Below are 25961 nucleotides of genomic sequence, written 5' to 3' on the forward strand. Positions count from 1 at the left end.
ATCATGGAGCCGCGCCCCAGCCTTGCCAAACAGATTCGTCAGGACGTGCTGGCCATCGGTAAGTTGCCGTTGGGGTTGTTGGTGGCGGTGTTGCTATCAGCGATTGCTGTGGTGTCGATGACGCAATCGACCCGTAGTTTGATAGCCAAACAAGATGCGCTGCTTGAGCAGCGCGAAACCCTTGAAGTGGAGTGGCGAAATCAATTGCTGGAAGAAAACGCGTTATCTGAACATAGCCATGTGGAGGCCGTTGCGCGTGAGGATTTTGGCATGATTCGACCAACCAGTGATAACGAAGTGATCGTCAAACGATCTTTGAGTAATAGCCGGTGAAAAAACGTTCTAGCAAGCCTGCCAATCGCCGTACACCGAAAGCGCCACCTGTGCTGATACAGTGGCGCTTTGGCCTTATTTGCGCGTTTATCGCCTTGGCCTTGGTCGCACTGGTGGCACGTGCGGCGTATATCCAAGTGATTGAGCCCGACAGGCTGCGTCATGAGGGGGATTTGCGTTCAGTACGGGTTGAACAAGTGCATTCCGCGCGTGGGATGATTGAAGACCGCCAAGGTGAGCCGTTGGCGGTCAGTGTCCCCGTGCAAGCGGTGTGGGCCGATCCGGTGACGGTGTTTAAACACCAAGGGCTCAACAACGTTGAACGCTGGTACGCGCTGGCTGATGTACTGGGCCTAGACCGCCAGGCGCTGATTGACAAAATTCAAGCGAATCGCAAGCGGCGTTTTGTTTATCTGCAGCGCCAAGTACGCCCCGCAATGGCTGCGTATGTAAACAAGCTCGACTTGCCCGGCGTGGGTCTTAAAGCCGAGTCCCGCCGTTTTTATCCTAGTGCTGAGGTAAGTGCCCACTTAGTGGGGATGACAGGCATTGACGGCCATGGTTTGGAAGGGATTGAACGCCGGTTTGATGACTGGCTGGCCGGAGAGCATGGTAAGCGCACCGTGCGCAAAGACAGATTTGGCCGTGTGGTTGAACATATTGCCACAGAAGACAAAAAGGAAGGTCAATCGCTCACGCTCAGTATCGACCAGCGTTTGCAAGCCATCGCTTATCGTGCAATTAAGCAAGCGGTGGCTGATTATCGCGCCACGTCTGGCTCGTTGGTGATGGTGGATGTCAAAACCGGCGAAGTGATGGCCATGGTGAATGCCCCTTCCTATAACCCTAACAATCGCAGCTCGCTGAAAAGCTTTAATATGCGTAACCGCGCGATCACTGATGTGTTTGAACCGGGCTCAACCATGAAGCCTTTTGTGGTACTCACTGCCTTAGAAAACGGTGTTGCCGATATGGACACTGTAATAGATACCGGTAATGGCATCATGCAAATCGGGGGCAGTCGCGTGCGGGATGTGTCTAAAGTGGGTAAAGCCAATCTCGCACGGATCCTCAAAAAGTCGAGCAACATCGGTGTCAGTAAGCTGTCGTTGGCGATGCCCGTGGAGACCCTGTTGGGCGAATACGGTAGCTTTGGCCTCGGGGCAAGTACTGGCGTCGAGTTGGTGGGTGAATCGGTAGGGCACTTCCCCTCACGCCGCCGCTGGTCAGACTTTGAACGGGCGACGCTGGCCTTTGGCTATGGCTTGTCAGTGACGCCGGCGCAACTGGCGCGTGCCTATGCCACGCTCGGCTCGCTGGGCATCAATCGACCGCTGAGTATTTTAAAGCGCGAGGGAGTGACTGAAGGGAAACAAGTCGCCTCGCGTGCAAATGTGTATAAAGTGCTGCAAATGCTAGAGGGCGTGACCCAAGAAGGCGGGAGCGCGCGCCGTGCTGCGGTGGACGGTTACCGAGTCGGGGCTAAAACTGGTACCGCGAAAGTGGCAGTAGCGGGCGGTTATGGCGATGAGTATATCGGTTATACCGCGGGCCTGGCACCGATTAGTGATCCCAGACTGGCGATGGTGGTGGTGATCAACGAGCCACAAGGCGACAAGTATTATGGTGGCCAAGTGGCGGCGCCGGTGTTTTCTGATGTGATGAAAAGCGCGCTCCAGATCTTAAACATTGCACCGGATGCGGGCACAGGCCCTGAGTTGCAAGTGGCTAAGTATGCAAGTGAAGTGAACCAGAATGAATGATTTAAACCAATGGCTGAGTCCGTGGCTGGCCGATGCGCCGAGCGTCCCAGTCAAGCAGATGACACTCGACAGTCGCTGCGTCGGTGATGGAGATGTGTTTGTGGCGGTGCAAGGCCATCAGGTCGATGGTCGCCAGTTTATTCAGGCTGCGATTGAGGCAGGCGCGGTGGCCGTGGTGCAACAAGGTGAAAACGACCAGATAGCCTGGCGCGATCAAGTGCCAGTGATCAGCTTGCGCGCGTTACCTCATGCGCTCTCTGCGATGGCGGCGCGCTTTTATCAGGATCCTCAGCAACACCTCGGGTTGATTGGTGTCACCGGAACCAATGGCAAAACCACGGTGTCGCAACTGATTGCTCAGTGGCTTGACGCGCTCGATCAACGAACGGCGGTGATGGGTACCACGGGCAACGGCTTTATTGGTGCGCTGAAAGCCGCTGACAACACCACTGGGGACGCGATTAGTATTCAAGCGCAATTAGCCGATTTTGTTCAGCAAGGGGCCAGCCATGTGGCGATGGAAGTGTCATCGCACGGTTTGGTGCAAGGGCGCGTGGCCAGCCTTGCCTTTGATGCCGCGGTATTTACCAATTTAAGTCATGATCACCTTGACTATCACGGCACCCTCGACGCCTACGCCGAGGCGAAAAAGCAACTGTTTGCGTTAGGCTCGCCACTTAAAGTCATCAATGCGGATGATAGTGTTGGTCGCACCTGGCTCAAGCAATGGCCAGAGGCTATCGCGGTCGCCATGGACGCGGCTTCACTGGAAGCCCACCCAGGCCGATTTGTGCGCGCGACCTCGGTGGCCTATGCCAGCGACGGTGTGCGGGTGCAGATCGACTCATCCTGGGGACAAGGCGAGATCCATGCCGCATTAGTGGGAGATTTTAATGTCAGCAATTTGCTAGTGAGCTTGGCGACCTTATTGGGGCTGGGCTACCCATTAGCGCCGTTATTGGCGGTGGCCCCGCAGTTGCAAGCTGTCACAGGGCGGATGGAGGTTTTTCTCGCTGCTGACAAACCGACCGTTGTGGTTGATTATGCTCACACGCCCGATGCGCTGGAGAAAGCGCTGCTTGCGTTGCGACGTCATTGTAAAGGCGCGCTGTGGTGCATCTTTGGCTGCGGCGGCGATCGGGATAAACGCAAGCGGCCGTTAATGGCTCGTTTGGCGGAGCAGCACGCCGATCATGTGGTATTGACCAATGATAACCCACGTAGTGAAGACCCCGAGTCCATTACCCAAGACATGCTTACGGGGATGCTGGCGCCAGAGCACGTGTGGGTGAAGCATGATCGTGCCGACGCGGTGACTCAGGTTATTCAACAAGCGAACACTGATGACATTGTGCTGATTGCAGGCAAGGGTCATGAAGATTACCAAATTTTGGCGCACGGCAAGGTGCATTATTCCGACCGAGAGACGGTGGCGGCACAACTAAAGGAGTTATCATGATTCGGACCTCACTCGATACGCTTGCGCATGCGGTGAACGCGACGATATTGCATCGAGAGCTTGTGCCTGAAGATGACCAGATTGGGGCGATCACCACAGATACCCGCGAGCTTGGCGAAGGGGCGATGTTTGTTGCCTTAAAAGGGGAGCGCTTTGATGGCCATGACTTTGCAGAGCAAGCAAAAGCGGCTGGTGCAGCGGCGATAGTGGTCGATCGTCCGCTGGATGTCGCGATACCCCAATTGCGGGTGGATGACACGCGTATTGCCCTTGGCCAACTCGGGGCGTGGGTAAAAAGCCAGTGTCAGGTACCCACCATTGCCATCACCGGCAGCTGTGGCAAAACCACGGTAAAGCAAATGCTGGCGGCTATTCTGGCACAAAAAGGCCCGACCCTAGCTACTGCGGGCAATTTTAATAATGACATTGGGGTGCCATTGACCCTGTTTCGACTGACCCCTGAGCACCAATATGCAGTGATTGAGCTGGGGGCGAACCATATTGGCGAAATCGCCTACACCGCGTCGTTGGTGAAACCGGATATTGCTATGGTAACCAACCTTGCCGCCGCGCATCTTGAGGGGTTTGGCTCAATGGAAGGAGTGGCGATTGCCAAAGGTGAGATCTACCAAGGTTTGCCAGAAGGTGGCATTGCACTGGTGAATCAACATAGCCACGGCGACGAAAAGTGGCAAGCGGTGCTGGCCGACAAGCAGGTGATCCCCGTCACTGACACCGAAGCGGCGCCACTGAAGTTGATAGATAGCACGCTCACCGATGCCGGCTGTTATCAAATCACCTTAAATGATGGCCAGATGCAAAAAACGGTCACCTTGCCATTACCCGGGGTGCACAATATCACTAATGCACTGATGGCCGGCTGCGCGGCGATGCAGCTGCCGGGCGTGGGGTTAGACTATGTGGTGAGCGGCTTAGCAGCGATGGAAAATGCCGCGGGGCGCACCCAGGTCACTGAGCCTCGACCAGGCTTGAGGTTGATTGATGACACCTATAACGCCAGTGTGCCGGCAATGAAATCCGCGATTGATGTGCTGGCCAGCTACCCAGGGGAGCGTTGGCTTATTGTGGGCGATATGGCCGAGCTGGGGCAATACAGTGAACAAATGCACCGTGAAGTGGGAGAGCATGCTGAAAAAGCACAGTTAGACCGCGTGTTCACGACCGGAAACGATAGCCGTGTGATCAGCGAATGCTGTGGCGGTGACCATTTTGATAGTAAAGAGGCGCTCATTGCGCACGTAGTAGCCATGATAAACATACAGACACCTGACACAATTTTAATTAAAGGCGCTCGCGGGATGGCGATGGAAGCCGTTGTTGCCGCTATCAAGGAGGCTTGCTAATGCTTTTATGGTTAGCGGAGGCGCTACAAAACCTTTTACCCTCGATGCGGTTGTTTGAATACCTGACGTTCCGAGCGATTGTGAGTGCCTTAACCGCACTATTGTTCTCGCTATGGGCCGGGCCGCGTTTGATTAAACGCCTACAATCGATGCAAATTGGCCAAGTGGTGCGCGAAGAAGGCCCTGAATCTCACTTTAGCAAGCGTGGTACGCCGACCATGGGCGGGGTGCTGATTGTTGCTGCCATCAGTTTAACCGTCTTTTTATGGGCGGACTTGGCTAACCCTTATGTGTGGGCGGTGATGGTTGTCCTGCTCGGCTATGGCGCGGTGGGCTTTGTCGATGATTATCGCAAAGTGGTGCGCAAAAATACCGATGGCTTGGTCGCGCGCTGGAAGTATTTCTGGCAATCCGCCATTGCGTTAGGGGTGGCGTTTGCCCTGTATGCGCACGGCAAGGACACCGCAGCCACTCAGTTGGTGGTGCCGTTTTTCAAAGACGTGATGCCGCAGCTTGGCCTGTTTTATGTGGTCTTTACCTACTTTGTGATTGTCGGCACCAGCAATGCGGTGAACCTGACGGATGGCCTCGATGGGTTAGCGATTTTGCCCACCGTGATGGTCGCCGGTGGGTTTGCCTTTATTGCGTGGGCAACCGGGAACGTCAACTTTGCCAGCTACCTGCATATTCCGTATATCCAATACAGCAGTGAGCTGGTAGTGGTATGTGCTGCGATTGTCGGGGCGGGGCTGGGCTTTTTGTGGTTTAACACCTACCCGGCGCAAGTGTTTATGGGGGATGTGGGCTCGCTGGCATTAGGCGGCGCGCTCGGCACCATCGCGGTATTGGTGCGTCAAGAGCTGCTACTGATCATCATGGGCGGGGTGTTCGTGATGGAAACGGTATCGGTGATCTTACAGGTCGGTTCTTATAAATTGCGTGGTCAGCGCATTTTCCGCATGGCACCGATTCATCACCACTATGAGCTAAAAGGCTGGCCGGAGCCGCGAGTGATCGTGCGCTTTTGGATCATTTCGTTGATGCTGGTGCTGATTGCGCTGGCCACACTCAAGGTACGCTAATCATGCCAGCCGAGAGCCAGCATTCATTAACCGAATTTCGCCATATTGTCGTGATGGGCTTGGGCGTAACTGGCCTGTCGGTGGTGCGTTTTATTGCGCGCCATCACCCTAAGGCATGCATCCGCGTGATGGACTCGCGCACGCAGCCGCCGGGGCAAGACCAACTGCCAGATAACGTCGAGTTGCATACAGGCAGTTGGCAGGCGCAGTGGTTAGCCGATGCCGATTTGGTCGTTACTAACCCAGGGATATCGCTGCAGACGCCAGCGTTGGCGCCAGTCCATGCAGCAGGAACGCCTATTGTGGGAGACATTGAGCTATTTGCCTGGTACTGCGATAAGCCGGTAGTGGCGATCACTGGCTCCAACGGCAAAAGCACCGTCACAGCGCTGGTGGGCGAAATGGCGAAAGCGAGCGGGATTGACGTCGGAGTGGGTGGCAATATCGGTGTCGCGGCGTTGGATTTGCTCGACCGCGGTCACGAACTGTATGTGTTGGAGCTGTCGAGCTTTCAACTCGAAACCACCGACTCGCTGGTTCTAGATGGCGCGGCCTTTTTGAACTTCTCTGAAGACCATATGGATAGGTACGACAGCTTGGCCGATTATCGTGCCGCCAAGTGCCGTATTTTCACCCATGCGACTACCCTGATCGCCAATGCCGATGATCCGCAAACGCACGATGATCTGCAAACGAACACCGCCTCCTCCATGCGTCTATTTGGTTTTCATCAAGGTGACTATTGCCTTATCACCGACCAAGGTGAGGCGTGGTTAGCGGCACACGGCCAGCCACTGCTTCCCGTCTCTTCACTGGGACTGGTGGGCCGTCACAACGTGGCGAATGGGCTGGCGGCCATGGCGCTGGCTGACAGTGTCGGCATTACTCAGCAAGGGCAAAAAGCAGCACTCAGTACGTACGCTGGCCTTCCGCACCGTTGTCAAAAAGTCGCCGAGCATCAGGGCGTGCTGTGGGTCAATGATTCAAAGGCTACCAATGTGGCCAGCACCTTGGCCGCACTCGATGGCCTAGATATTGAAGGGCGGTTACACCTGTTGGTCGGGGGCGATGGTAAAGGCGCCGACTTTAGTCTGTTGCAACCTGTTTTGGCGACGCTGGACGTGTCGCTTTACTGCTTTGGCAAAGATAAAAGACAGTTGGCGGCGCTCGATAACACGGCGCAGTGTGTGGAAACGCTGCACCAAGCGGTCGATGCAGCGGCTTACCAAGCCTGTGCCGGCGACATGGTGCTGTTATCACCCGCTTGTTCAAGTTTGGATCAGTTCACTAATTTTGCTGCCCGTGGGGATGCTTTTATCGCCGAGGTAGAATCGATGATCGCGAGGCAGACATGACTGTAAGCCGACTTCCTCAATACTGCTGGCAGTGGCTTCGGACGCCGTCTCCGGGCGTGTTGTATGACCGCCAATTGGTCTGGACGTCGCTGCTGTTAATGGTTATTGGGTTAGTCATGGTGACCTCGGCCTCCTTGCCAGTGGGGCTTAGGCTGGCGGATGCGCCTTTTTTGTTTGCCAAACGTCATGCCTTTTATCTGGCGGTCGCCATCGCCGCCGCCGTGCTAGTGATGTACATCCCCGTGCATTGGTGGCAGCGCTATAGCGGCTATATGTTATTGCTCTCGTCGCTATTGTTACTGGCGGTGCTTGCCGTGGGTCGGTCTGTCAATGGTGCCGCGCGCTGGATCTCTGTGGCTGGGATCAATATTCAGCCAGCGGAGATCGCCAAGTTATCCCTATTTGTCTTTTTAGCCGGGTATCTGGTGCGCCGCCATGGTGAGGTGCGTGAACATTTTCGTGGCTTTGCTAAGCCCTTGGCGGTGCTGTTGTTCTTCGCAAGCTTATTGTTGGCGCAACCTGATTTAGGCTCGGTGGTGGTGATGTTTGTCACCACCGTGGGGATGTTATTTATCGCAGGGGCCAAGCTGTGGCAGTTTATTGCACTGCTGATCACCGGGTTGACCTTGGTCGGGGGCTTGATTGTCGCTGAGCCTTACCGAGTTCGCCGTGTCACTGCCTTTTTAGACCCCTGGCAAGACCCGTTTGGCAGTGGCTATCAGCTAACCCAGTCTTTGATGGCATTTGGTCGCGGGGATTGGTTTGGACAAGGGCTCGGTAATTCCATTCAAAAACTGGAATATTTGCCAGAAGCGCATACCGATTTCGTGTTTGCGGTGATTGCTGAAGAGCTTGGCTTGGTGGGTGTCAGCGTCATTTTGTGTTTGATTTTCTACTTGGTGTTTAAAGCCTTATTTATTGGTAAGCGTTGCCTTGAGCAAAACCAACTCTTTGGCGGTTTTCTTGCCTTCGGGATTGGGATCTGGTTTGCGTTCCAAACCATGGTCAACGTAGGCGCTGCCGCTGGTATGCTCCCGACCAAAGGCTTGACTTTGCCATTGATCAGTTATGGGGGCTCCAGTCTGGTCATCATGGCGGTGGCAGTGGCACTGCTATTGCGCATTGACCACGAGTACCGCTTAGCCACGTCGCAAGCGCACCAAAGAAACCCTTATCAAGGTAAAGAACAGAATAATGAGTAAAAAACGATTATTAGTGATGGCAGGGGGAACTGGTGGCCATGTTTTTCCAGGGCTCGCGGTCGCTAAGTATTTAGAAAATCAAGGCTGGGAGATCTGCTGGTTAGGGACGGCGGATCGCATGGAGGCCGATTTGGTGCCTAAATATGGTATCGAGATCGCATTTATTCGCGTTAAAGGCTTGATTGGATCGGGGCTGATGCGCAAGCTACGAGCCCCTTGGATGATTGTCAGTGCGATTTGGCAAGCGCGGCAAGTGATCAAGCGCTTTAAACCCGACGCTGTATTAGGCATGGGGGGCTATGTCAGTGGCCCAGGTGGTATTGCCGCGTGGTTAAGTGGCGTGCCCGTGATCTTGCATGAACAAAATGCGGTGGCAGGCCTAACCAATCGCTGGCTGGCGAAAGTCGCCAAACAAGTGTTACAAGCGTTTCCAGGCGCATTCGATGGCAAGACAGTGGTCGGTAACCCTGTACGTCGAGATGTGTGTGATATCGCTGCCCCCGAGCAACGGTTTAGTGAGCGAGAAGGCGCCTTGCGCGTTTTAGTCATGGGAGGCAGTCAGGGCGCGCGGATCCTTAATCAAACGGTTCCAGAGGCGATTGCGCTCACCGAGCAAGCGGTCACGATTCGCCACCAAGCAGGCAAGCACAACGCTGAGCCGACACGCGATGCGTACCAACAAGCCGGTGTCAGTGACGTCGAAGTCAGTGAGTTTATTGATGATGTCGCCGAGGCTTATGCTTGGGCGGATGTGGTGATTTGCCGCAGCGGAGCATTGACGGTGTCTGAGCTGGCGGCGGCTGGCGTTGGGGCGATTTTCGTCCCCTTTATGCATGCCGATAGGCAACAAGCACTCAACGGTGATTACTTAGTCGCCCGCGGTGCGGCTTTAATGATTGAACAGCCATCACTGACAGCGAGCACATTGGCTGAGACAATCAACCAGCTTGACCGCCCACGCTTGTTAGCGATGGCAAGGGCGGCTAGAGAGGCGGCCATCATTGATGCAGATGCCCGTGTCGCGGACGTTATCGTCACGCACGCCAACAAATAGAGAATAGAGAATGGGTAAATTGGATAATCAGCAGCTGGAAAAAATTCGCACCATGATCCCGGAAATGCGCCGGGTTAAGCGGATCCACTTTGTGGGGATCGGCGGTGCAGGCATGTGTGGTATTGCTGAAGTGCTGATTAATGAAGGTTACCAAATAACCGGCTCGGATCTTGCACAGAATATCGTCACAGAGCGATTGGCATCCATGGGGGCGCAGATTTTTATCGGGCATCAAGCGAGCCATGTCGAACAAGCCAGTGTTGTGGTGGTGTCGACAGCCATTAAACAGGATAACCCGGAAGTGGAAGCGGCAAAGGCGGCGCGCATTCCTGTGGTGCGTCGGGCAGAAATGCTTGCCGAATTAATGCGCTATCGGCACGGCATTGCCGTTGCCGGTACCCACGGCAAAACCACGACGACCGCGATGGTCACACAAATTTTCTCTGAGGCAGGGTTAGATCCCACCTTCGTCAATGGGGGATTGGTAAAAAGTGCAGGCACCAATGCGCGGTTAGGCAGCAGTCGTTATTTGATTGCCGAAGCGGATGAAAGTGATGCCTCTTTTTTACACCTGCAGCCAATGGTGGCGATTGTCACCAACATAGAAGCAGACCATATGGATACCTATGGTGGTAGCTTCGCAAAGTTGCAACAGACGTTTATCGACTTTCTCCATAATCTGCCGTTCTACGGGGTGGCGGTGGTGTGTATCGATGACCCGATCGTTCGTGAGCTGATCCCGTCGATTGGACGCCAAGTGATCACCTACGGGTTCTCGCACGATGCCGATATATGTTTACATGATTACCAACAGCATGGGCAGTGTGGTGTATTTAAAGTGACACGCCCTCATCGGGAAACGCTAACCATACGTTTGAATACACCCGGCCAACATAATGCGCTCAACGCGGCAGCGGCGATTGCGGTTGCCACGGAAGATGGTGTCGATGATGACGCAATCTTACGTGCCTTGGCCAATTTTGCTGGCACAGGGCGGCGTTTTGATCAACTCGGTGAGTTTGCCGTGGATGAGGGGACCGCCCTGCTGGTGGACGATTATGGACATCACCCCAGTGAAGTGGACGTCACCATTAAAGCGGCACGCGCAGGCTGGCAAGATCACCGTTTAGTGATGATTTTTCAGCCACACCGTTACAGCCGCACGCGCGATCTTTATGATGACTTTGCCAATGTGTTGGAAAAAGTGGATGTGTTGCTGATGTTGGATGTGTATTCAGCGGGGGAAACGCCGATTGCAGGGGCTGATGGTAGAAGTTTGTGTCGGAGCATTCGCGCGCGCGGTAAGCTAGATCCTATTTTTGTGCCTAATGCAGAGGCCTTACCTTCGGCATTGGCTAACGTGCTGCAACCTAATGACTTGGTTTTAACACAAGGCGCGGGTGATATTGGTAAAATAGCAAAAAATTTAGCGGCAAAGCAGCTAGACAAGGCTAAAATGGCGCAATAAAACGTCGCTGACGAGATAAAAAGAGCGGTCAATATCGGTGGTTACCAGAATAAACATCGGTTTTTATCGTCTTTGTGGGAAAATGGCGCGCAATCGATCTCAACTTAGTGATGAAAGTGCACGTCTAGGTTGGAGAGCGTCACGCGGGATCGCTATAATCAGTCGGTTTTTTCGCAGTGAGTGTCAAGTCATATCGACACAAGGCGATAAGATAGGTATGAGCATGGTCAATGCCCTGACACGCGTACAAACAGTGATAAAACTGGATCGGCAAACAGGCGCATCACTCGCATTCCTGGTTGGGGTGATCACTCTGATGTTGCTGGGGGCGATACGTGTGATTGATTGGATGAGTGATGAGCAGCAGCTCCCCTTATCGCAGCTGGTGATGGAAGGTGACCAGACACATGTGACCGCGGCACAAGTGCGCAAAGCGGTGTTATCAGGCGGCGAGCTAAAAAGCTTTATGCTGCAGGATGTGAATCGCATCCAAGCGAACATTGAGGCGCTCCCGTGGGTGAAACAGGTCGCGGTAAGAAAGCAGTGGCCCGATACCTTAAAGGTACATATCACCGAATACCGGGCGAGCGCGATTTGGAATGGGCAAAAATTGCTAACGCCAGACGGGGCGGTGTTCAATGGTGCCCCGCAAGATGTCGCTGATAAAAAGCTGGTGTCGCTACACGGTAATACCGGCACGTCGGCAGAAGTATTGCACACGAGTCGAGAGCTCGAACGTCAATTACAGCGAATTGGCTTATCGATTCAGGCGTTATCACTCAACATGCGGCGCTCATGGCGTATTGTGACACGAGATGGCGTACGGATTGAGTTAGGGCGAAAGGCGCGACAAGAAAGGCTAGCGCGACTGGTCCATTTATATCCGCGGATAAAGGCACAAAATAAAGCCATTGCGTATGTCGATTTACGTTATGACACCGGGGCAGCGGTAGGCTGGAAAACAGAGGCAGACGACGCGAATCGCCAAAATTAAGAGATGGTTGAATGAATAAAACGACAGACAAGTCACTGATAGTTGGGCTCGATATAGGGACGTCCAAAGTGTCTACCTTGGTCAGTGAAGTGCTGCCAGATGGCACCATCAATGTGCTGGGGGTGGGCAGTAGTCCCTCTCGCGGAATGGATAAAGGTGGCGTTAACGACTTAGAGTCTGTGGTTAAATCTGTTCAGCGTGCGGTGAATGAAGCCGAGATGATGGCAGATTGCCAAATCAGCTCTGTCTATCTTTCTTTGTCAGGGAAGCATATTCACTGCCAAACTGAGAGAGGGATGGGGACAATATCGGATGAAGATGTTACCCAAGACGACATAGACAATGTGATTCACACTGCGAAGTCGGTCAAAATCAGTGATGAGCAGCGCGTGCTGCATGTGATCCCACAAGAATACAAAATTGATTATCAAGAAGGGATCAAAAACCCGCTCGGTTTATCCGGGGTGAGGATGGAAGCAAGTGTGCACCTCATCACATGTCACAATGACACCGCAAAAAATATTGAGAAAGCAGTCGAACGTTGTGGTCTTAGTGTTGATCAACTGATTTTCTCCGGGCTTTCAGCAAGCCATGCCGTGATCACACCGGATGAGCGAGAATTGGGTGTCTGTGTCGTCGATATCGGCGGCGGCACTATGGATCTGGCTGTGTGGACAGGCGGTGCCCTCCGCCATGCCGAGGTGATCCCGTATGCGGGCAATGTGATTACCAGTGATATTGCCTATGCCTTTGGCACACCACTGGCTGATGCAGAAGACATTAAAGTGAAATATGGCTGTGCATTGAGTGAGCTGGTGAACAAGGACGCCAAAGTGAATGTCCCAAGTGTGGGAGGACGCCCATCAAGGACATTGCAGCGACAAACCTTGTCAGAGGTGATTGAGCCGCGTTGCTCAGAGCTTTTAGGACTGGTGAACCAAAAACTGGTCGCTATCCAAGAAAAGCTGCGTAGCGATGGTGTTAAACATCAAATGGCAGCGGGAATTGTGCTCACCGGGGGCGCATCACAAATGCACGGCTTGGTAGAATGCGCAGAACGCGTCTTCCAAAACCAAGTGAGAGTGGGACAACCGGTGAATGTCACCGGATTGACCGACTATGTGCAAGCACCTTGTTATGCAACCGCGGTTGGGCTTTTACACTACGGTAAAGAAAGCTTGCTGACAGAAACGAGTGAACCAGAACAAAAGCGGGCTGTGGCTAGCTGGATAAACAAGCTGAGTAGCTGGTTTAAGAAAGAATTTTAACCCTGATGCGAACAGGAAGGACGGAGAGAACTCATGTTTGAACCGATGATGGAAATGTCTGACGATGCGGTGATTAAGGTCGTCGGCATTGGCGGTGGCGGTGGTAACGCCGTTGAACATATGGTGCGTGAGTCAATCGAAGGGGTTGACTTCATTAGCATTAATACGGATGCCCAAGCACTGCGTAAAAGCAGCGTAGGCACGGTTATTCAAATTGGTGGTGATATCACTAAAGGCCTAGGCGCGGGGGCTAACCCACAAGTAGGTCGAGATTCTGCCCTTGAAGATCGCGATGCGATTAAAGCTGAGCTCGAAGGTGCCGATATGGTATTTATCGCAGCCGGAATGGGCGGTGGTACAGGAACCGGCGGAGCCCCCATTATCGCGGAAATCGCGAAAGAAATGGGAATCCTGACCGTTGCTGTGGTCACTAAACCATTCAGCTTTGAGGGTAAAAAGCGACTCGCGTTTGCAGAGCAAGGTATCGAAGAGCTGTCAAAACATGTTGACTCGCTGATTACGATCCCGAACGAAAAACTGCTTAAAGTGCTAGGTCGTGGGATTACATTGCTCGATGCCTTTGCCAAAGCAAACGACGTGCTACGCAACGCCGTGCAAGGGATCGCCGAGTTAATCACGCGCCCAGGTCACATCAACGTCGACTTTGCGGATGTCCGCACTGTGATGTCAGAGATGGGACACGCGATGATGGGCAGCGGCGTGGCAACCGGCGAAGATCGCGCGGAAGAGGCAGCAGAAATGGCCATTTCTAGCCCGCTTCTTGAGGACATCGACTTAGCTGGTGCGCGTGGTGTGTTGGTGAATATTACCGCAGGCTTTGATATGCGTCTTGATGAGTTTGAGACCGTGGGTAACACCGTCAAAGCGTTTGCATCAGACAATGCGACTGTGGTGATCGGGACATCGATGGACCCAGAAATGAGCGACGAGCTGCGTGTGACTGTGGTGGCCACCGGAATTGGTAATGAGCGTAAGCCAGATATCACCTTGGTGACCAACTCACAGTCTGGGCAAGCACAGGCAGAGCCGAAAAAGGCACAGCCTTTGCAAGAGAAACCTCAGGCGGCAAGTGCAAACCCTGCGGCGAAAGAGCAGCCTGCTGCATCGTCTTCGAATGCAGCACCAAAATCGCAGACCGAGCATGATTATCTCGATATTCCTGCGTTTTTGCGTAAACAAGCTGACTAATCGCAATTGCTTGGTTTGTAGCCAGTGATGTGCTACCATCACGCTCCCCTTGTCTAAGGTGACAGGGTAATGAGTGACGCAGAGCACACTTTTTTGAGAAAAAGTTGAGATAAGCCGATGATTAGACAGCGAACATTGAAAAGTATGGTCCAAACGACTGGTGTGGGTCTCCACTCCGGGCGTAAGGTTACGCTTACTCTGCGTCCGGCTCCTGCCAATACCGGTGTGATTTACCGTCGCACAGACATGGAGCCACCGGTAGATTTTCCGGCTAACCCTGAGGATGTGCGCGACACCATGTTGTGCACCGCCTTAGTCAATGACGCGGGTGTTCGCATCTCAACCGTTGAGCATCTCAGTGCAGCGATTGCAGGCATGGGGATCGATAACATTATTATCGAAGTGGACGCGCCAGAAATTCCAATTATGGATGGCAGTTCAAGCCCGTTCATCTTTTTGCTGCAGTCTGCGGGTATCGACGTCCAAAACACGCCAAAACGGTTCATTCGCATTAAAAAGCCTGTTCGCATTGAAGACGATGACAAATGGGCGGAGTTGCTGCCATACAACGGCTTCCGCCTTGATTTTGCTATCGAATTCGACCACCCTGCGATTGAATCTGAGCAACAAAACCTGGTGCTAGATTTTTCAAGCCAGTCTTTTATTAAAGACTTGAGCCGTGCTCGTACTTTCGGTTTTATGCGTGACATCGAGTACCTGCAGTCACAAAATTTGTGTCTGGGCGGTAGCTTTGACTGTGCCATCGTGCTGGACGATTATCGTATCTTGAATGAAGAAGGCCTGCGCTTTGACAACGAACTGGTCAAGCATAAGGTGTTGGACGCTATCGGTGACCTTTACATGTGTGGCCACAGTATCCTCGGTGAGATGCGCGCGTACAAATCGGGCCATGCACTGAACAACAAACTGTTGCGCGCGGTCTTGGCCGATCAAGAAGCGTGGGAGTGGGTGACGTTTGAAGAAACAGAGACTTCTCCAGTGGCATTTGCCGAACCGGGGATGGTCTTGGCCTAAGCCCTGTCTGATACGGTAGGCGGTTGCACGGTAACAGCGCAATGCACCACACTAAGGCAGAATAAACCGCTAATACCCAGAGATTGATAGATAGAAAGCCAGAGCTCACTCTGGCTTTTTTTGATCCTCGGCGAGTTTAGCCAACGCCTCGAACCGTGCTTTTAGCTTAGGCGAAGCGCCTTCACCCAGCGCACGCAGTAACTCACCCGAGGCTTGGCTAAGGTGGCGGGGCGGCGCTGCTTCTTTGTCTTCTCGGTCGGCAGCGGCGAGTGCCGGGTTAATCTTCACTTCAATGGTGGTAAGGCTGGCCAAGCCTTTGTTACGCAATACCGACAATAAATGCTGTCGCTCGTAGTTCAGTCGCATCGCCCAGGCGGCGCTGCCTGCTTCTACCACCAATACGCCATCACGATAATTGGCGACGCGACAGGCTTTTGATGTTTCACCGGGTAACAAGGCTAAGATCAGCTTGTTTAGCTTGGCAAGCTCAACCGCTCGCTGAGCAATATTATTGGGGTCGCTCTCCAACAGATGGAGGGTAGAGCGGGGACGGTGGTCTCTCATCGCGCAATAACTGCCTTTTTTGTCATCAATTCGGCGCCTGAACGGGCGCACAGCGTCTAATTTTCGCTAATTGATCCCTTGAGTATTGGATTTGTCATAGGATGTGAAAGTAATTTACCTTATCATAGATGCTCCACCTCGGCATGTAGCCTACCGCGTTGATATACCGGTATGTCCTGAGGTGATCACCAGAGAGTGAAAAAACCATTCACAGGTAAGTGTCGCATGGGTAAGGCGATGGTGGCGTATTTTTTCCGTGCCATCTACCACATTTACATTCAGTCACGTGGAAATCGTTGTGAAGTGGCGTCATCGCCCTTGAATTCTGTCCGATTTGGCTCCACTTAAGGTAGATGCGTTTTGGCATCTTGTGTTGAATCGATGAGCTTAAGCCAACCCGCGTTTGAACTGAAACACGCCAGCATAGAGGCAGTGTAGCGGCCGCCCATGTGGGAAAACCATTAAAAAGAGTACCGGCAACGCCATGTTATCGAAAGTCCTGACTAAAGTTATCGGAAGCCGTAATGACCGCACCTTGCGTCGGCTGAGAAAAGTTGTTGATGAAATCAACAAACTCGAACCCCATTTTGAAGCATTGAATGATGATGTGCTGAAAGCGAAAACCGTTGAATTCCGCGAGCGCCTTGATCAAGGTGCCGAGCTTGATGATCTCCTTCCTGAAGCCTTTGCCACTGTACGAGAAGCCTCTAAGCGTGTATTTGGCCTGCGCCACTTTGACGTGCAAATGGTCGGTGGTATCGTGCTCCACAACGGTCAGATTGCGGAAATGCGCACCGGTGAAGGTAAAACCCTGACCGCGACGCTACCTTCTTATTTGAACGCCTTGACTGGAAAGGCGGTTCACATCGTGACGGTGAATGATTATTTGGCGGAACGTGATGCCGAAACCAACCGTCCGTTGTTTGAGTTTTTAGGAATGACGGTGGGCGTCAATGTCCCCAACATGCCGCCGGAGGCGAAAAAAGCCGCTTACGCGTGTGATGTACTTTACGGTACCAACAATGAGTTCGGCTTTGACTATTTGCGTGACAACATGGCGTTTCGCGCAGAAGATCGTGTGCAACGCGATCGCTATTTTTCGATTGTCGATGAGGTTGACTCGATCCTCATTGATGAGGCACGTACGCCACTGATTATTTCTGGGCCAGCGGAAGACAGCTCTGAGATGTATCAGCGTATTAATGCCTTGATCCCAAGCCTGAAACAGCAAGAGCAAGAAGATACCGAAGACTATCAAGGTGATGGCCACTTCACGGTTGATGAAAAAGCCAAGCAAGTGTACATGACCGAAAATGGTCAAGAATTCGTTGAAGACTTGCTCAAGAAAAACGGCTTGATGGAAGACGGCGACACCTTGTACTCACCGGCGAATATCAGCCTGATCCATCATATTAATGCCGCATTACGCGCCCACGTCTTGTTTGAGCGCGACGTTGACTACATTGTCAAAGACGATGAAGTGATCATCGTGGACGAGCACACCGGACGCACCATGCCGGGACGTCGTTGGTCGGAAGGTTTACACCAGGCGGTGGAAGCCAAAGAAGGGGTGAAAATTCAAAACGAGAACCAAACGCTGGCCTCGATCACCTTCCAAAACTTCTTCCGTTTGTATGACAAGCTCTCAGGCATGACCGGGACCGCGGACACCGAGGCGTTTGAGTTTCAGTCTATCTATGGCCTAGACACCGTGGTTATCCCGACTAACCGGCCAATGGTGCGTAAAGATCACGCCGATCAGGTCTATATGACCGAAAAAGAAAAGTTTGCCGCGATTGCGGAAGACATCAAAACGCGCGCCGAAGCCGGCCAACCGGTATTGGTCGGAACGGTATCGATTGAAAAATCTGAATTACTGTCCAATGCGCTGCAAAAAGACGGCATCAAGCACCAGGTGCTTAACGCTAAATTCCACGCCCATGAAGCGGATATTGTTGAGCAAGCCGGTTACCCAGGCACGGTGACAATCGCCACCAATATGGCCGGTCGCGGTACTGACATTGTGCTGGGTGGCAGCTGGAAACAAGTGCTGGGTGATGTCGAAGACCCGACGGAAGCGCAAGTAGAAGCGGCAAAAGAAAAATGGCAGCAGCTTCATGACCAGGTCGTTGAAGCGGGTGGTCTGCATATCATTGGCACTGAGCGTCATGAGTCCCGTCGTATTGATAACCAGCTACGTGGTCGTGCCGGTCGTCAAGGTGACCCAGGCTCAACCCGCTTTTATTTGTCGATGGAAGATTCTTTGATGCGGATCTTCGCCTCAGAAAAAGTTTCTAACATGATGAAACGATTAGGGATGGCGGAAGGCGAAGCCATTGAGCATCCCTGGGTCAACAAAGCCATTGAAAACGCGCAGCGCAAAGTGGAAGGGCGTAACTTTGACATTCGTAAGCAACTGCTTGAATTTGATGATGTTGCCAACGATCAGCGTAAAGTGGTGTACGAGCTACGTGATGCGCTCCTAGTTTCTGAAGATATCAGCGAAATGATCGAGCACAACCGCGAGGATGTGGTTAATAACATTGTTAACCAATACATTCCGCCTCAGTCGCTGGAAGAAATGTGGGATGTGCCAGGGCTGGAAAAACGGCTTAAAGCGGACTTTGATCTCGAATTACCGATTCAGCAATGGCTGGATGAGGACGACAAGCTGTATGAAGAGTTACTGCGCGAGCGCATTCTGACGGCCTTGATCGAGGTTTATAAAGGCAAAGAAGAGGCGGTTGGGGCAGAAACCCTGCGTAACTTTGAAAAAGCGGTGATGCTGCAAACCTTGGATACGCTTTGGAAAGAGCACCTCGCGGCGATGGATCATCTCCGTCAAGGTATTCACTTACGTGGCTACGCACAAAAGAACCCAAAACAAGAGTACAAGCGCGAATCGTTTGAGCTGTTTGAGGGCATGCTGGAAGCGCTAAAAACCGATGTGGTGACAACGCTCAGCCGTGTCCGCGTACAACAGCCGGACGACGTTGAGCGTATGGAAGCTGAGCGCAAAGCCCGTGCTGAGCAGGCCGCGCAAAAGCAGCAAGTTAACCATGCGCAAGCTGATAATCAGTTTGACGATAGCGACAGCGCCGAACAGAGTGGTAGCGGCAACGAGACCGTGGTGCGCGATGGACGTAAAGTCGGCCGTAATGAGCCTTGTCCTTGTGGATCAGGGAAGAAATTTAAGCAATGTCACGGTAGAATCTAAGCCCTGACCATGCGTTATCAAAAAGGCCGTTTATCGGCCTTTTTTTATTATCAGGAGAGACTATGAAACGGGTAAGTATTGCCGCTGGCATTATTGTTAATCCGACACAAGACAAAGTCTTTATCACTCGCCGTCATGCTCACGCCCATCAAGGGGGAAAGTGGGAGTTCCCTGGCGGAAAAATTGAAGGGAGTGAAACCCCGCAACGCGCATTGCTGCGTGAATTAAACGAAGAAGTTGGGATTACGGCAAAAGCGGTCAGCCCCTTTATATCGTTAGACTTTGACTTTCCCGACAAAGCATTAAGTTTGGATTTTTTCTTGGTCTCTGACTTTGAGGGCGAGCCCCAAGGCTGTGAAGGACAAGAGGGCGTTTGGGCACCGATTGCCGAATTGGATCATTATCCGTTTCCCGACGCCAACGATGCGGTATTAGAAAAAATTCGCGCTCGATTCTGAGCGCGAGAAAAACATCGTAGAACAGGGAATAGGGCAGGACGTTTACTCGTGCTGCCCTTCTGACCAGAGGTCATCATCCGAAAGGTCAGGGGCACCAGGGATGGCTTTTTCTTCACTGGCCCATTCGCCCAAATCAATCAACTGACAGCGTTTGCTGCAAAATGGACGATGCGGGCTAACCTCTCCCCAAACCACAGGCTGTTGGCATGTTGGACATTTGACAACGGTAGGGGCATCACTCACGTGGATCTCCTTAACAAACACTGATATGAACAGACATATTGTCGGCGACCTCGTGATCGTCGTCAAATGGCATAAAGCGGATCGCGAAGCGGTTTTTGTGCCCAGATACTAACGGATAAACCCCGAGATCAGGGGATATCTTAAGCCGAATTAAGCAGGCGCCATCCGCTTCTTGTTGGTAGAAACCTTGTTGAATCGTCGCGGTGCCGCCATGTGCGCTTTCACGTGTGAGTTGCAGCCAGAACGCCAAAGCGTGACGTAATGGTGCCAGGTTTTCCATCCAGGTTTGAATCGCACTTTGCCGTGCGGCCAGTGGTTGATGGAGCCAGTAGTGGAAATTGGGGAGATCAAAGCTACAGCTCCCCCCTGGAATCGAAAAGCGCTGCTTGATACTGGTTAAAAAACGGTCTTCTTTTAACGCTTGGCCGAAGCGTTTGGCCTGTAATACCGCGCGCTGGTGCGCGGCGAGTTGATCGAGCAACTGGTTGAGCTGAGCCTGATCAACCTGGGGTACGTCAGCCCAGGCTTTGAGTTTTTTCTTGAGTTTGTCCAAATCCTTGGCGAGATCCGCTTTTACTTGCACTTGATCTAAAATCTCCAGCAGATCAAACAGGCTGCGGAAAAATTGAATATGATGACAGGGTGCGGAAAGCCCGCTCACTTCGTCCAGTTGAGAGAGCAGGTACTCCAGGCGCAAGTAAATTCGCACCTGTTCATTGAGTGGGTGTTCATACAAGGTGAGGCTGGTCATAAGCGTTTAGCTGTCCTGTCCGACTATAGGTCGGCGTTTGCCTGGGTTGCCAAGGTTAAGTACGTGTGATGTAAGGCATCAACTTGTCGATCAAGTTCCGCTTCGGTTTGCGTATTATCGATCACATCATCGGCGACGGCGAGGCGTTGTGAGCGACTGGCTTGTGCGGCCAAAATCGCGTGAACTTGTTGTTCACTCACGTGATCACGGGCGAGCGTGCGCGCGATTTGTGTTTGCTCGTCCACATCGACGACCAACACTCGTTGCGCCAATGACGTTAGGTTATTCTCTACTAACAAGGGCACCACAAGCAAACAATACGCTGAACTGGCCTGCGCACAGGCTTGGATCATGTGTTGGCGGATCATGGGGTGAAGCAGGTTATCGAGCCATTGCTTGTCGTCTGGATGACTAAACACCCGCTCACGAAGCCAGGCACGATCTAGGCTGCCATCTGGGTTTAATGCTGGTGTGCCAAAACGCGCGACAATCGCGGCCAGACCGTCACTACCGGGCGCAACCGCCTCACGAGCGATCACATCGGCATCAATGATATCAATGCCCTTGGCGGCAAAACGATTGGCAACCGTGGTTTTACCACTGCCAATCCCTCCGGTTAACCCGACCACAACGGCCATTAGCGCACTCCTAGAATGTGTGAAAGATACCAGTGTAACAGGCTATCGCCCCAAAGCAGACTTAGCCAGCCTGCGACGGCAATAAAGGGGCCGAAGGCAAACGCGTGCTGCAGGCTCTTTTGTTGTTGGCGAAGCAATACCCCCCCAACGATGGCGCCACTGAGTGAGGCGAATAAAATCAGTAGCGGCAAAGCTTGCCAACCGACCCAAGCGCCCAGTGCCGCAAACAGTTTAAAATCACCATAGCCCATGCCTTCTTTGCCAGTGGTGAGTTTAAAGGCCCAAAAGAGGCTCCAAAGGCTGACATAACCGACCATAGCACCAATGACACTTTCACTGAGGGTGATAGGACTGATGCCGCAGAGAGCGAGGCCGATTCCGGCCCACATTAAGGGTAAGGTGAGTTGGTCGGGCAGCAACAGGGTTTCCCAATCAATGAGAGTCAGCGCCAGCAAGGTGAGACTGGCCGCCATCACCGCGATGGCCCATGCCGGTGAGGAAATAAGCCATGCCGGTAACACACAGACAATAGCACTGGTGACCTCGACCAGTGGGTAGCGTGGACTGATCGCCGTGCCACACTGACGGCAGCGGCCTTTTAACATCAGCCAACTGAGCAAAGGAATATTATCGTACCACGCAATCGGCTGCTGGCACTTTGGGCAGTGTGAGGCGGGAAAACACAAATCAAAGCGCTGCGCATCAGGCGCGTCAATGTCAGCATCGGGAAACGTCGCCAAGCATTCTTGACGCCAACGGCGTTCCATCATAATGGGCACGCGTGCGATGACCACATTTAAAAAGCTACCGATAATCAGGCCAAATAAGCCAGCAAAAAAAATGAATAACGGTGATGAGAATATCAACATGGGACCTTCTGGGCATTAACCTTGTGCGCATCATAGCGCCTTGCGGTGTCAGACTCTATCTTGGCTAGCCAAGAACAGACATCAGATTGAAAATGGGTAAGTACATGGCCACCACTAAGCCGCCAATCAATAGCCCGAGCACTAAAATTAACAGGGGCTCGATGATTTTACCGAGGTTGTCTACGGTGTTGTCGACTTCGGCTTCATAGATTTGTGCGATGCGGTTGAGCATATTATCGAGCGACCCCGACTCTTCGCCAATCATCACCATTTGCGTCACCATCACGGGGAAGCTGTTACTGTCACGCAAGGCTTGATAAAGCGGAATACCAGTGGCCGTGTGCTGATACACCGCCTTGAGTGCGTGGACATAATACGCGTTGGTCATGGATTTCGTCGCGGCTTGTAAGCCAGAGAGTAACGGAATACCGGCACTAAAGGTGGTGGCTAGGGTACGGGAAAACTTGGCGATGCAGGCTTTGCTCACCACTTCACCAATGACGGGCAGTCGGAGTAGCCAGCGATGATAGTGATATTGGTAGGTCGTGTTTTTACGCTGTAGCAACTGGTGCGCGGCGGCAAGACCCGCCACGATCAGCGTGATGGTCAACGCGTGCTGGCTCACAATGTCGGATAAGGCGAGCACTTGTTGGGTCAGCCAAGGCAAATCGGCCCCGAAGGAATCAAAAATACGTTTAAACTTCGGGATCACGGACACCAGCAGGTAGGCACTAACGCCCAAGGCCACGCTGACCACGATGCTGGGATAAATCATGGCTTTGATGACTTTACTGCGAAGTAACGCCTGCTTTTCACGGTATAGGGTTAAGCGAGCAAAAATCTCCGGCAGTTGCCCGGTTTGCTCACCCGTTGCGACCAAATCGCAATAAAAGCGATCAAACAAGGGGCTCGCGTGCGCTAGCGCCTCACTCAAATTGGTGCCCGCCTCCAGTTGCTGGCGAATATGACGCACCAGCAAGCGCATTTCGGCTTTGACCTGATTGAGCGCCATGAGGTTCAGGGCTTGTACGATAGGGATCCCAGACTCAAGCAAGGTGGTGAGATCACGTGAAAACTGGGTGATATCCGCTGCCTTGGCTTTATGACGACGCTGCTGAAAGCTCGATAGCCGGCGGCGTATGAGGCGGCTGGGGACGATAGATTGGTTCGCTAGCTCTTGGCGTGCGTCTCGTTCTGTGTAGGCGAACACCTGCCCTTTTTTTTCACCACGGGCGGCGGCTTGACGCCAATGAAAGATAAACAGGGTGGATTTGGCCATGCAGACTCCTTAGGCAAGCTGAATAACGCGGGTAAGCTCTTGGATGCTGGTGATCCCTTGGTTGAGTTTGGCAACCCCAGATTCGGCCAATCGCCACATACCTTCTTCGGTGGCCAGTTGAGTGAGTTCCACCGCGCTGGCATTTCGGTAAATGGCGCTGGTAATCTTTTCTGTCACGGGGAGCACTTCGTACACCCCAGTCCGTCCTTGATAACCCTGATAGCACTGGTAACAGCCGTGGGGATTAGCTTGGTAGAGCGTGCTTGGGGTTAAGCTTGGATAGAGGTTGGCTAAGTACTGAAGGCGTGGGTCATCAGACGGGTGCGGCTGTTTACAAACAGGGCATAAACGACGTACCAAACGCTGAGCCACCACCAAAGTTAGAGAGCTGGCAAGATTGTAGGGGGCAATGCCCATGTGGGATAAACGGGTGATGCTTTCGGCCGCCGAATTGGTATGCAGCGTTGATAACACCAGGTGACCGGTTTGCGCGGCCTTGATCCCGATCTCAGCGGTGTCGAGATCGCGTATTTCTCCCACCATCACCACATCGGGATCTTGGCGCAAAAAGGCACGGAGTGCGGTGGCGAAATCTAAACCGATGCTAGGATTAACATTGACTTGATTGATGCCTTCTAGCTGGATCTCAACCGGATCTTCGACGGTGGCAATATTACGCTGCGGCTGATTGAGATACCTGAGCCCACTATACAAAGAGACGGTTTTGCCGCTTCCCGTTGGGCCGGTAAACAAAACCATCCCTTGCGGCCTATCCAATGCGTCTTGATAGTGCTGGCGCTGCCATTCGGTTAAGCCTAAATCATGTAGCGTCAGTTGCTGCTGGCCATTATTCAACAAGCGAACCACCACCTTCTCGCCCCAAACGGTCGGTAAGGTGGATACGCGCATATCGACGGTGTGATCGGCAGTGAGGGTCAGCTTAATGCGCCCGTCTTGTGGTAAACGTCGTTCGGCAATATTGAGTTGGGCCAAGATTTTGAGTCGAGTCGACAGCCGCCGCGAGACTCCCGCAGGAGGGTGGGCATAGGTATGCAATAAACCGTCTTGGCGAAAGCGAATTTGGTAGTGATGTTCAAAGGGCTCGAAGTGTACGTCGGAGGCGTTTTTACGCACCGCATCCACCAATATCTGTTGAATGTAACGACTGATCGGTGCCTGATCACTTTGTAGCTCAGCGCTGTCTTCTTGTGGGCTATCGGTGACGGTCAGGGCGGCTAAGTCTTGATCACTGATGGTGATGCCATCGCCGGTGCCATCGATATCTGCGCCGTACAAGTGACGCAGCGCGGCATCCAAATCCGGCTGACTGAGCACCACTAAACGGACATTGAGCCCAGTAGAAAAGCGAAAGTCGGCGACCGCCTCTGTGTTGTCTGGGTCACTGACACCGAGTAACAGCTCTTGGCCTTGCTGGGCCAGCGGCAACACCTGATGGCGCTGAATCAAATCGCGCCTATCTAGGGCATAACAGGTGTCTTTAAACGGGTACTGATGGCTTTCCGAAAAAGGCAGGTGATGCTGACTCGCGAGGGTGTGGGCGAGCGCGGTGGGGTCAACCCCGGCATCGAGTAAACGGGAGACGCTAAGCGGTGTGCCATCGCCAATGCCCAACGCATGGCGCTGGGCATCGGTCAATAAACCGGCTTGATACAACTGAGCGGTTGGGATCATCGTGAGTCCCTGTTTTTATATTCGCTTAAGGTGTTGGCTTTTTGGTACCCGACTTACTGCTGCAACCATCGACTTTAATATTTGTTGCCGGTTGCTCGCACGTCCACTTGCCTTCAGGGGACCGTAAGAGTGTGACTTTATTACCTTCCGGCATCCCCTGCACGGCTATGTTCATGTTTCCCTTAACGCCACTAGTCTCAGTGAACGTTACATCATCAGGAATACCAAGGTCGCCTCTTTTATCACTTTCTGGGAACTTACCCTCTTCCATAATATGCGCTTCTACCACGGAGCGCATATTGGTTAACGTGGCAATTGCGGCAGTGACTTTGGCTTTATCTTGATACTTTTGGTATTGCGGAATGGCGATGGCAGTTAGGGCGCCAATAATGCCTAATACCACCAGTAACTCAATCAAACTAAACCCGTGTTGCTTTTGCATCCTATATCTCTCCTCTCAATGATGGTCGGCCGCCAACGTGGTGGCCGCGAGTGCAGCGACTTTACGCTTGTGAGCGTGGCGCAAAAAAGAGGGGAGAGATGAGTTTGAGACTGAAGGATAAAAGCTGGATGTAACAGTATTTTTTTCTAAGGTAGTGTTCGACTCACCACAAATTTTTTGTCACGAAAGAGTGATAAAAAGGCCGCCCATCGTGGGCGGCCT

At 52.8% G+C, this 25961-nt stretch carries 23 protein-coding genes; 15 read left to right on the forward strand and 8 right to left on the reverse strand.

Features of this window, described 5'->3' with window-relative positions:
* The first annotated feature begins 3 nt into the window (after window positions 1–3).
* From ftsL to lpxC, 13 genes are all read left to right on the forward strand, one after another.
* Window positions 4–333 carry a cell division protein FtsL gene (ftsL, locus tag BGL48_RS14620; RefSeq protein WP_069363348.1) on the forward strand — a complete coding sequence of 110 codons (330 nt, stop codon included), beginning with the start codon at window positions 4–6 and terminating at the stop codon, window positions 331–333.
* Window positions 330–2096 (forward strand): penicillin-binding transpeptidase domain-containing protein, encoded by a 1767-nt coding sequence (locus BGL48_RS14625; RefSeq protein WP_069363349.1) that lies wholly within the window; start codon window positions 330–332, stop codon window positions 2094–2096. Before ftsL ends, BGL48_RS14625 begins: the two co-directional genes overlap by 4 nt.
* The gene (gene murE / locus BGL48_RS14630) at window positions 2089–3555 is read left to right on the forward strand and encodes a UDP-N-acetylmuramoyl-L-alanyl-D-glutamate--2,6-diaminopimelate ligase (RefSeq protein WP_069363350.1); all 1467 of its coding nucleotides are present in this window, start codon (window positions 2089–2091) and stop codon (window positions 3553–3555) included. Before BGL48_RS14625 ends, murE begins: the two co-directional genes overlap by 8 nt.
* Window positions 3552–4919: a UDP-N-acetylmuramoyl-tripeptide--D-alanyl-D-alanine ligase gene (locus BGL48_RS14635; RefSeq protein ID WP_069363351.1), complete on the forward strand. Its 1368-nt coding sequence runs from the start codon at window positions 3552–3554 to the stop codon at window positions 4917–4919. The genes murE and BGL48_RS14635 overlap by 4 nt, the downstream gene beginning before the upstream one ends.
* Complete coding sequence (gene mraY, locus BGL48_RS14640) at window positions 4919–6001, forward strand: phospho-N-acetylmuramoyl-pentapeptide-transferase (protein WP_046073965.1); 1083 nt, start codon at window positions 4919–4921, stop codon at window positions 5999–6001. The genes BGL48_RS14635 and mraY overlap by 1 nt, the downstream gene beginning before the upstream one ends.
* 2 nt (window positions 6002–6003) lie before the next feature.
* A complete protein-coding gene (murD, locus tag BGL48_RS14645; RefSeq protein WP_069363352.1) occupies window positions 6004–7356 on the forward strand; it encodes a UDP-N-acetylmuramoyl-L-alanine--D-glutamate ligase in 1353 nt (450 codons plus the stop codon).
* Window positions 7353–8558, forward strand: coding sequence for a cell division protein FtsW (gene ftsW, locus BGL48_RS14650; protein ID WP_069363353.1), 1206 nt, complete (start codon window positions 7353–7355; stop codon window positions 8556–8558). The genes murD and ftsW overlap by 4 nt, the downstream gene beginning before the upstream one ends.
* Window positions 8548–9612 (forward strand): undecaprenyldiphospho-muramoylpentapeptide beta-N-acetylglucosaminyltransferase, encoded by a 1065-nt coding sequence (gene murG, locus BGL48_RS14655; protein WP_369801986.1) that lies wholly within the window; start codon window positions 8548–8550, stop codon window positions 9610–9612. Before ftsW ends, murG begins: the two co-directional genes overlap by 11 nt.
* Before the next feature lie 10 nt (window positions 9613–9622).
* Window positions 9623–11080 (forward strand): UDP-N-acetylmuramate--L-alanine ligase, encoded by a 1458-nt coding sequence (gene murC / locus BGL48_RS14660; protein ID WP_069363355.1) that lies wholly within the window; start codon window positions 9623–9625, stop codon window positions 11078–11080.
* A 217-nt stretch (window positions 11081–11297) separates the two neighbouring features.
* On the forward strand, window positions 11298–12074 hold the full coding sequence (locus tag BGL48_RS14665) for a cell division protein FtsQ/DivIB (RefSeq protein WP_069363356.1): 777 nt from the start codon (window positions 11298–11300) through the stop codon (window positions 12072–12074).
* 11 nt (window positions 12075–12085) lie between these two features.
* The gene (gene ftsA / locus BGL48_RS14670) at window positions 12086–13342 is read left to right on the forward strand and encodes a cell division protein FtsA (RefSeq protein ID WP_046073971.1); all 1257 of its coding nucleotides are present in this window, start codon (window positions 12086–12088) and stop codon (window positions 13340–13342) included.
* Between the two features lie 33 nt (window positions 13343–13375).
* Window positions 13376–14551 carry a cell division protein FtsZ gene (gene ftsZ, locus BGL48_RS14675; RefSeq protein ID WP_046073972.1) on the forward strand — a complete coding sequence of 392 codons (1176 nt, stop codon included), beginning with the start codon at window positions 13376–13378 and terminating at the stop codon, window positions 14549–14551.
* Between the two features lie 117 nt (window positions 14552–14668).
* Complete coding sequence (lpxC, locus tag BGL48_RS14680; RefSeq protein WP_069363357.1) at window positions 14669–15586, forward strand: UDP-3-O-acyl-N-acetylglucosamine deacetylase; 918 nt, start codon at window positions 14669–14671, stop codon at window positions 15584–15586.
* Window positions 15587–15691: 105 nt separating this feature from the next.
* Here the strand turns inward: lpxC and BGL48_RS14685 are convergent, their stop codons facing one another.
* Complete coding sequence (locus BGL48_RS14685; RefSeq protein WP_069363358.1) at window positions 15692–16150, reverse strand: DUF721 domain-containing protein; 459 nt, start codon at window positions 16148–16150, stop codon at window positions 15692–15694.
* Between the two features lie 484 nt (window positions 16151–16634).
* Between BGL48_RS14685 and secA the strand changes: the two genes are divergently transcribed.
* Together secA and mutT are read left to right on the forward strand one after the other, a co-directional pair.
* Window positions 16635–19367, forward strand: a complete 2733-nt coding sequence (gene secA, locus BGL48_RS14690; protein WP_069363359.1) for a preprotein translocase subunit SecA — start codon at window positions 16635–16637, stop codon at window positions 19365–19367.
* A 62-nt stretch (window positions 19368–19429) separates the two neighbouring features.
* A complete protein-coding gene (gene mutT, locus BGL48_RS14695) occupies window positions 19430–19825 on the forward strand; it encodes an 8-oxo-dGTP diphosphatase MutT (RefSeq protein ID WP_069363360.1) in 396 nt (131 codons plus the stop codon).
* A gap of 42 nt (window positions 19826–19867) precedes the next feature.
* Here the strand turns inward: mutT and yacG are convergent, their stop codons facing one another.
* The 7 genes from yacG to BGL48_RS14730 all read right to left on the reverse strand — a co-directional run bounded on the left by yacG (window position 19868) and on the right by BGL48_RS14730 (window position 25739).
* A complete protein-coding gene (gene yacG / locus BGL48_RS14700; protein ID WP_069363361.1) occupies window positions 19868–20068 on the reverse strand; it encodes a DNA gyrase inhibitor YacG in 201 nt (66 codons plus the stop codon).
* 10 nt (window positions 20069–20078) lie between these two features.
* Complete coding sequence (zapD, locus tag BGL48_RS14705; protein WP_069363362.1) at window positions 20079–20819, reverse strand: cell division protein ZapD; 741 nt, start codon at window positions 20817–20819, stop codon at window positions 20079–20081.
* 23 nt (window positions 20820–20842) lie between these two features.
* Window positions 20843–21457, reverse strand: a complete 615-nt coding sequence (coaE, locus tag BGL48_RS14710) for a dephospho-CoA kinase (RefSeq protein ID WP_069363363.1) — start codon at window positions 21455–21457, stop codon at window positions 20843–20845.
* On the reverse strand, window positions 21457–22326 hold the full coding sequence (locus tag BGL48_RS14715; RefSeq protein WP_069363364.1) for a prepilin peptidase: 870 nt from the start codon (window positions 22324–22326) through the stop codon (window positions 21457–21459). Before BGL48_RS14715 ends, coaE begins: the two co-directional genes overlap by 1 nt.
* Before the next feature lie 64 nt (window positions 22327–22390).
* Window positions 22391–23605 (reverse strand): type II secretion system F family protein, encoded by a 1215-nt coding sequence (locus tag BGL48_RS14720; protein ID WP_069363365.1) that lies wholly within the window; start codon window positions 23603–23605, stop codon window positions 22391–22393.
* 9 nt (window positions 23606–23614) lie between these two features.
* Window positions 23615–25297, reverse strand: a complete 1683-nt coding sequence (pilB, locus tag BGL48_RS14725; RefSeq protein WP_077520856.1) for a type IV-A pilus assembly ATPase PilB — start codon at window positions 25295–25297, stop codon at window positions 23615–23617.
* A gap of 25 nt (window positions 25298–25322) precedes the next feature.
* Window positions 25323–25739 carry a pilin gene (locus BGL48_RS14730; RefSeq protein ID WP_069363366.1) on the reverse strand — a complete coding sequence of 139 codons (417 nt, stop codon included), beginning with the start codon at window positions 25737–25739 and terminating at the stop codon, window positions 25323–25325.
* Between the last annotated feature and the right edge of the window lie 222 nt (window positions 25740–25961).

Source organism: Salinivibrio sp. SS3 (assembly GCF_001722105.1).
Taxonomy (GTDB): domain Bacteria; phylum Pseudomonadota; class Gammaproteobacteria; order Enterobacterales; family Vibrionaceae; genus Salinivibrio; species Salinivibrio kushneri.

Bases quoted from the DNA above. Each gene is read 5' to 3' on its own strand.
- lpxC (WP_069363357.1), top strand. From the start codon at position 14,669: ATGATTAGACAGCGAACATTGAAAAGTATGGTCCAAACGACTGGTGTG.
- murE (WP_069363350.1), top strand. From the start codon at position 2,089: ATGAATGATTTAAACCAATGGCTGAGTCCGTGGCTGGCCGATGCGCCG.
- murD (WP_069363352.1), top strand. From the start codon at position 6,004: ATGCCAGCCGAGAGCCAGCATTCATTAACCGAATTTCGCCATATTGTC.
- BGL48_RS14685 (WP_069363358.1), bottom strand. From the start codon at position 16,150: ATGAGAGACCACCGTCCCCGCTCTACCCTCCATCTGTTGGAGAGCGAC.
- coaE (WP_069363363.1), bottom strand. From the start codon at position 21,457: ATGGCCGTTGTGGTCGGGTTAACCGGAGGGATTGGCAGTGGTAAAACC.
- BGL48_RS14635 (WP_069363351.1), top strand. From the start codon at position 3,552: ATGATTCGGACCTCACTCGATACGCTTGCGCATGCGGTGAACGCGACG.
- ftsZ (WP_046073972.1), top strand. From the start codon at position 13,376: ATGTTTGAACCGATGATGGAAATGTCTGACGATGCGGTGATTAAGGTC.
- ftsL (WP_069363348.1), top strand. From the start codon at position 4: ATGGAGCCGCGCCCCAGCCTTGCCAAACAGATTCGTCAGGACGTGCTG.
- ftsA (WP_046073971.1), top strand. From the start codon at position 12,086: ATGAATAAAACGACAGACAAGTCACTGATAGTTGGGCTCGATATAGGG.
- zapD (WP_069363362.1), bottom strand. From the start codon at position 20,819: ATGACCAGCCTCACCTTGTATGAACACCCACTCAATGAACAGGTGCGA.
- murC (WP_069363355.1), top strand. From the start codon at position 9,623: ATGGGTAAATTGGATAATCAGCAGCTGGAAAAAATTCGCACCATGATC.
- mutT (WP_069363360.1), top strand. From the start codon at position 19,430: ATGAAACGGGTAAGTATTGCCGCTGGCATTATTGTTAATCCGACACAA.
- secA (WP_069363359.1), top strand. From the start codon at position 16,635: ATGTTATCGAAAGTCCTGACTAAAGTTATCGGAAGCCGTAATGACCGC.
- BGL48_RS14730 (WP_069363366.1), bottom strand. From the start codon at position 25,739: ATGCAAAAGCAACACGGGTTTAGTTTGATTGAGTTACTGGTGGTATTA.
- BGL48_RS14665 (WP_069363356.1), top strand. From the start codon at position 11,298: ATGAGCATGGTCAATGCCCTGACACGCGTACAAACAGTGATAAAACTG.
- BGL48_RS14720 (WP_069363365.1), bottom strand. From the start codon at position 23,605: ATGGCCAAATCCACCCTGTTTATCTTTCATTGGCGTCAAGCCGCCGCC.
- ftsW (WP_069363353.1), top strand. From the start codon at position 7,353: ATGACTGTAAGCCGACTTCCTCAATACTGCTGGCAGTGGCTTCGGACG.
- mraY (WP_046073965.1), top strand. From the start codon at position 4,919: ATGCTTTTATGGTTAGCGGAGGCGCTACAAAACCTTTTACCCTCGATG.
- BGL48_RS14715 (WP_069363364.1), bottom strand. From the start codon at position 22,326: ATGTTGATATTCTCATCACCGTTATTCATTTTTTTTGCTGGCTTATTT.
- pilB (WP_077520856.1), bottom strand. From the start codon at position 25,297: ATGATCCCAACCGCTCAGTTGTATCAAGCCGGTTTATTGACCGATGCC.